Consider the following 5,554-nt stretch of genomic DNA (forward strand, 5'->3'; position numbering starts at 1 on the left):
GGCACCGGCTGGTGCCGGTGCCGGTGGACGGCCTGCACGAGGCGCTGCGCGCCGCGCCCGTGAAGCTGTCCACCATGGGCAGGGGCCTGGAGGAGGACCTGCCCTACTTCCTGACCTCGGCGGCGGCGGGCAGGCTGGCGGCCTCGCTGCTGGCGTAGGAGTCCTTGTACGTGAACGCCTCGGGGCTCGGCCCCTCGGTCCTGAGGCGTTCCAGCCGCCGCATGCCCTCGGCCAGCGAGGGGATGTGCCCCTCGGGCACCCACCACATGACCATGTACGGCTCGGCCACGCGCAGGAACCATTCCCTGCGCCGGCGCAGCACGCCCAGATGGACGCTGCGGTAGGTGAAGTCCCACAGGGTCTCCAGCGACTCCCACACCGAGAAGTTGATCAGCAGGTGGTCGCCGTAGCCGTGCACCACGGTGGCGGTGGGGTCGCTCTCGCTCTCCTTCATCCGCCACACGAAGCCGGGGGCCTCGTCGGCGACGGCGTTGACGGGTTCGAGCAGGGCGACGAACTCGGCGAGTTCGGGGGCGTCGATGGGCGCGCGCAGGTGCGCGACGTTGAGCTGGGCCAGATGCATGGGGCTCAGCACATCACTCTCGCGGCTTCTATGTCAATCTTCATTTGTTTTAGAAAGCGAGACGCAGCACTCCCCCGGCCTCGGATCCAGCCGCGCCCTGCCCGGGTCCTCGCCCATGCCCTCCAGCAGCCCCTGGCACAGCGCCAGGTTCATCGAGCACACCAGCAGCGGCTGCTCCTGGGACAGCAGGTGGAAGGGGCAGTTGCGGAGCCGCAGCGCGCCGCCCTCGTCGTAGGGCTCGTAGCCGCGCTCGCGCAGCACGCGGTCGACGGGCTCGCCGTCGCGCCCCCTGCCGATGCGCGCACCCGCCCGGCGGGCCGCCTGCTCGGCCTGCTCCTCGGCGCCGAGCAGCTCCACCACGTCGGCCAGCACCGAGGCGGGCGTCGCGTAGTCGCGCGGGGGCAGGCTGACCGTGCGCTCGCCCTTGGCCCTGCGGTAGACCTTGGCCGGGCGGCCGCTGCCGGGGCCCTTCCTGTCCTGGGGGCGAAAGCCGCTCTCCAGCAGCCCGGCCTCGACGAGCTTGTCGAGGTGGTGGCCGGCCAGCGTCCGGGACACGCCGGCCGCCTCGGCGGCCTCGCCCCTGCCGACGTCGCCGCCGCCGGCCGTCACGGCCTCGTACAGGCTGCGGCGCACGGGGTCGTGCAGCAGGCCGAGCGCCTGCAGGTCGTCGTCACTGCTCACAGCCGGAGTCTACGGAGCCTCAGTAGGCGGCCAGGACGTCCACGACGAACACGAGGGTGTCGGAGCCCTTGATCCCGTACGCGGGATGGCCCGGCTCGCCGTAGCCGTAGGCGGGCGGGACGATCATCAGCACCCGGCTGCCGACCGGCACCCCGACCAGCGCCTTGTCCCACGCCTTGATCACGGTGCCGTCGCCGATCCGGAACGCCTTCGGCAGGCCGGTCGACCAGGTGGCGTCGAAGACCTTGCGCCGGGCCCAGATCGCGCCCTCGTACTGGGTGACCAGGAGCTGCCCGGCCTGCGCCGGGCTGCCGCTCCCCCGCCGCAGCACCTTGGCGGCGAAGGCGCGCGGCGGCACCGCGGACGGGATCGACAACCCCGGCCGCTCGCCCCCGGTCACGCGGACGCCGCCCAGCGACCCGCCGGCTGCCTCGACCGAGGCGCCCTTGCGATGGGCGCCCAGGATGTCCACGACGTAGACCAGGTCGTCGGCCGGGCCGACGCCACGCGGCGGGGCGGCGCCGAAGCCCTGATCGGGCGGGACCGCCGCGAGCACCCTGCTGCCCACCGTACGGCCGCGCAGCGCCCTGCCGAGCCCCGGCAGCAGCGAACCCACCGGGAAGGCCGCCGGGGCGCCCCGGTTGAAGCTGGAGTCGACCAGACGGTTGTCGCGGCCGTCCCAGACGTGCGCGGTGTACTGGACGACCGCGACGTCGTCGTCGCCCAGCCGGTCGCCGCCGCCCGTGGTCAGCTCGTCGACCTGGAGATCGGCGGCGGGCCGGCCGGCGGGGAAGACGATCGTGGGCCGGGCGCCGAACGCGCCGCCCACCTTCAGGTCGAGCTGTTCGCCCGCCCTGGAGGCGGGGTCGCCGGCCGTCGGGCCCGTGCAGGCGGCCAGCAGGAGCAGCGACGCCAGCGACGGCACGATCGTACGGCGGCGCATCTGCCCTCCCACGACGGAATGGCCCGGCGGCGAGACGCCACCGGGCCACGAGATGCTACCGCGTCGTCGGACGGCCCGTCAGGAGATCACCCGGTCAGGAGGCCGCCAGCACGTCGACCACGAACACCAGCGTGCTCTTGGCGGGGATCTTGTCCTGGGCCTGGTCGCCGTAGCCGAGGTCCGGCGGGATGCTCATGACGACCCGGCTGCCGACCGGCACCCCGGCCAGGCCCTTCTGCCAGCCCTGGATCACGTTCGCGAGCGGGAACTCGGCCGGCTCGCCGCGCTCCCAGCTGGAGTCGAACTGGCTGTCGGTGCCCCAGATCTTGCCCGTGTAGTGGACCGTCAGCGTCTGGGTGGGCTGCACCTTGGCGCCGGTGCCCTCGATGATGGTCTTGACCACCAGCTCCTTGGACGGCTTCTCGTCGGTCTTGGTGGTCAGCGTCGGGGCCTTGTCCCCGCCCGGGTTGACCACCTTGACGCCCTTGAGGGTCTGGCCGGTCTCCTTGCCCGTGGCCGCCTTCATCGCGGCGGGCCGGGCGCCGACCACGTCGAGCACGAACACCTTCGTCGGCTCGGCGCCTGCCGTGGCCTGCCCCGCCGGAGCCGAGTCGTTGGCCAGCACGGCCAGCAGCCGGCCGCCGTGCTTGACCTTCGTGAAGCCGTCGCGCAGCACCTGCGGAAGCTGCTCGTTGACCGGGACGGTCTCGGGCTGCTTGGTGTCGTAGGAGGAGCCCTGGATCGCGTTGCCCTTGCCGTCCCAGTTGTAGACGGTCAGGTTGACGATCAGCTTGTCGCCGGTCTTGACCTCGGGGCCGGTGCCCGGCTGGATCACCTTGTAGGAGGACTTCGTCGCCGGCGAGCCGGCGGGGAAGGTCACCGTGGGTTTGACGCCCACGTTCCCGGTGACCGTGAGCCCGGCCGAGTCGGTGCTGGTGGTGGCGCCTCCGTTCGCCCCGGCGTCGGTGTCGCCGCACGCGGCGGCGAAGAAGATCAAAGGCACGGCTGCCAGTACGGCCAGAGCGCGGCGCATGGATTTCCCTCGAAAAAGACGTCAGATTCGCGTCACCCTACCTGACATCGAGGTAGGGCCGAGGTAAACACCACACCCCGGCCGTTTCCTCACATGCCCGCGATGAGCTTGTCGACGCGTTCGTCCACGCTGCGGAAGGGGTCCTTGCACAGCACCGTGCGCTGGGCCTGGTCGTTCAGCTTCAGGTGAACCCAGTCGACGGTGAAGTCGCGCCGCTTCTCCTGCGCCTTGCGGATGAACTCGCCGCGCAGGCGCGCCCTGGTCGTCTGCGGCGGCACCGACTTGGCCTCGAAGATCTTCAGGTCGGAGGCCACCCGCTCGACCGAGCCGCGCTTCTGCAGCAGGTAGAACAGGCCGCGCTTGCGGTGGACGTCGTGGTAGGCCAGGTCGAGCTGGGCCACCCTGGGCGAGGACAGCGGCAGGTCGTACTTCTTGCGGTAGCGCTCGATCAGCTGGTATTTGGTCACCCAGTCGATCTCGCGCGAGACCAGGTCGAGGTCGCCGGTCTCGACCGCGCGCAGCGTGCGCTCCCACAGCTCCAGCACCCGGCGGGTGATGGCGTCGCCGCCGCGCCGGTCGACGAAGTCCTGGGCCTTGGACAGGTACTCCTGCTGGATCTCCAGGCTGGAGGCCTCCCGGCCGTTGGCCAGGCGCACCCGGCGGCGGCCGGTCATGTCGTGGGAGACCTCGCGGATGGCCCTGATCGGGTTCTCCAGGGACAGGTCGCGCATCACCGTGCCGGCCTCGATCATGCGCAGCACCAGGTCGGTCGCGCCGACCTTGAGCAGCATCGTGGTCTCGCTCATGTTGGAGTCGCCGACGATCACGTGCAGGCGGCGGAAGCGCTCGGCGTCGGCGTGCGGCTCGTCGCGGGTGTTGATGATCGGCCGGGACCGGGTGGTGGCGCTGGAGACGCCCTCCCAGATGTGTTCGGCCCGCTGCGAGACGCAGTAGACGGCGCCGCGCGGCGTCTGGAGCACCTTGCCCGCCCCGCACACGATCTGCCGGGTCACCAGGAACGGGATCAGCACGTCGGCCAGGCGGCCGAACTCGCCGTGCCGGCCCACCAGGTAGTTCTCGTGGCAGCCGTAGGAGTTGCCGGCCGAGTCGGTGTTGTTCTTGAACAGGTAGATGTCACCCGCGATGCCCTCTTCGCGCAGGCGTTTCTCGGCGTCGACGAGAAGGCCCTCAAGGATGCGCTCGCCCGCCTTGTCGTGGGTGACGAGTTCGATGACGTTGTCACACTCGGGTGTTGCGTACTCAGGATGGCTGCCCACGTCGAGGTAGAGACGTGCGCCGTTGCGGAGGAAGACGTTGCTCGATCGGCCCCAGGACACGACCCGCCGGAACAGGTAGCGCGCGACCTCGTCGGGGGACAGCCTGCGCTGTCCCCTGAACGTGCAGGTCACGCCGTACTCGTTCTCCAGCCCGAAGATGCGACGATCCATCACCTCACACTATGCCCACGGATCGGCGATCGGGAGAGATCTTCACAGGTGTTTTCCGGCGGACGTCCCATTTGCCAGATTTGCTGGGTGGGTTTTACCAGGTCCGCGCCCGCCCCCGCGAAGCGCGGAGCCGGGATCACGGGGTGTAGATCTCCTGCACCTTGACGATCTTGCCCTGGTGCACCGTGATGAGGGACGGCTGCCGCTGCTTGTCGTGCCGCTTGACCAGGACGGACGTGGGGCAGCGCTTGGCGCCCAGGCCGGTGTGGCGGTCGACGGTCATGGCCGCCATCACCGGCTTGCAGCCGTAGGCCGACAGGAAGACGACGTCCTTGGCGATCGGGGAGGCGTAGGCCGTCACGTCGCCCTCGGGCGGGCCGACGAAGTAGCCCTCGGTGGTCTTGGACCGCTTCCACTTGATGGGCTCGTACTCGGCGACGCCGTCGCGCACGTCGGTGATCCAGCCGCGCAGGATGCCGTTGCGGCGGGAGTGGATGCCCTTGGTGAAGTCGTGGCCGGGGTCGGCCTGGAAGCTCGTGCCGAAGATCGCGGGCTTCTTGTACGCCGGGTAGGCCGCGGTGGCACTGCTCGCCGTGCTGGTGGTGGCGGCGGTGGCAGCGGTGGCCGCGTGGGCGGCGACGCCGGAGGCCAGCAGCGCGGCGGCGGCGGTGCCGCCGGCGAGGAGGGTGCGCATCGTTGTGTTCACGCTTGCTGAGATCCCACCTCGCGCCCCGGGGTTCACCGCCACGCCGGTGATACAGGTCACACAGCGCGGCCCCTGTGGCGGGCGCGGGCCTCATGGGACAGGGCGGGGGGGGCCCTGGCGGGCCCCCCCCCGATCCGGCTATGCCCACACATTACAACCC

The 5,554-nt window shown here is 70.9% G+C and carries 7 protein-coding genes; 1 reads left to right on the plus strand and 6 read right to left on the minus strand.

All coding sequences use genetic code 11. The features are described from left to right. The coding region (locus ABZ444_RS51185) for a DUF3866 family protein (protein WP_358012646.1) at nucleotides 1–158 on the plus strand (158 nt) is incomplete at its 5' end. On the opposite strand, the gene ABZ444_RS51190 is transcribed toward ABZ444_RS51185, so the two are convergent. The 6 genes from ABZ444_RS51190 to ABZ444_RS51215 all read right to left on the minus strand — a co-directional run bounded on the left by ABZ444_RS51190 (nucleotide 104) and on the right by ABZ444_RS51215 (nucleotide 5,394). Next, the gene (locus ABZ444_RS51190) at nucleotides 104–583 is read right to left on the minus strand and encodes a DUF3291 domain-containing protein (protein ID WP_358012637.1); all 480 of its coding nucleotides are present in this window, start codon (nucleotides 581–583) and stop codon (nucleotides 104–106) included. The genes ABZ444_RS51185 and ABZ444_RS51190 overlap by 55 nt on opposite strands. Nucleotides 584–616: 33 nt before the next feature. Further along, a complete protein-coding gene (locus ABZ444_RS51195; RefSeq protein WP_358012639.1) occupies nucleotides 617–1,264 on the minus strand; it encodes a helix-turn-helix domain-containing protein in 648 nt (215 codons plus the stop codon). 19 nt (nucleotides 1,265–1,283) lie between these two features. Beyond that, entirely contained in the window at nucleotides 1,284–2,207 is a 924-nt protein-coding gene (locus ABZ444_RS51200) for an FKBP-type peptidyl-prolyl cis-trans isomerase (RefSeq protein ID WP_358012641.1), read from the minus strand. Between the two features lie 94 nt (nucleotides 2,208–2,301). Continuing rightward, entirely contained in the window at nucleotides 2,302–3,210 is a 909-nt protein-coding gene (locus ABZ444_RS51205; protein ID WP_358012643.1) for an FKBP-type peptidyl-prolyl cis-trans isomerase, read from the minus strand. A 119-nt stretch (nucleotides 3,211–3,329) separates the two neighbouring features. Next, nucleotides 3,330–4,688: a Pup--protein ligase gene (gene pafA / locus ABZ444_RS51210; protein ID WP_125642647.1), complete on the minus strand. Its 1,359-nt coding sequence runs from the start codon at nucleotides 4,686–4,688 to the stop codon at nucleotides 3,330–3,332. 136 nt (nucleotides 4,689–4,824) lie between these two features. Continuing rightward, the gene (locus ABZ444_RS51215; RefSeq protein ID WP_358012645.1) at nucleotides 4,825–5,394 is read right to left on the minus strand and encodes a hypothetical protein; all 570 of its coding nucleotides are present in this window, start codon (nucleotides 5,392–5,394) and stop codon (nucleotides 4,825–4,827) included. Nucleotides 5,395–5,554 lie beyond the last annotated feature (160 nt).

It is taken from the genome of Nonomuraea sp. NPDC005730 (assembly GCF_040630865.1).
Lineage (GTDB): Bacteria > Actinomycetota > Actinomycetes > Streptosporangiales > Streptosporangiaceae > Nonomuraea.

Coding starts and splice junctions, on each gene's coding strand:
- pafA (WP_125642647.1), bottom strand. CDS start 4,688: ATGGATCGTCGCATCTTCGGGCTGGAGAACGAGTACGGCGTGACCTGC.
- ABZ444_RS51190 (WP_358012637.1), bottom strand. CDS start 583: ATGCATCTGGCCCAGCTCAACGTCGCGCACCTGCGCGCGCCCATCGAC.
- ABZ444_RS51200 (WP_358012641.1), bottom strand. CDS start 2,207: ATGCGCCGCCGTACGATCGTGCCGTCGCTGGCGTCGCTGCTCCTGCTG.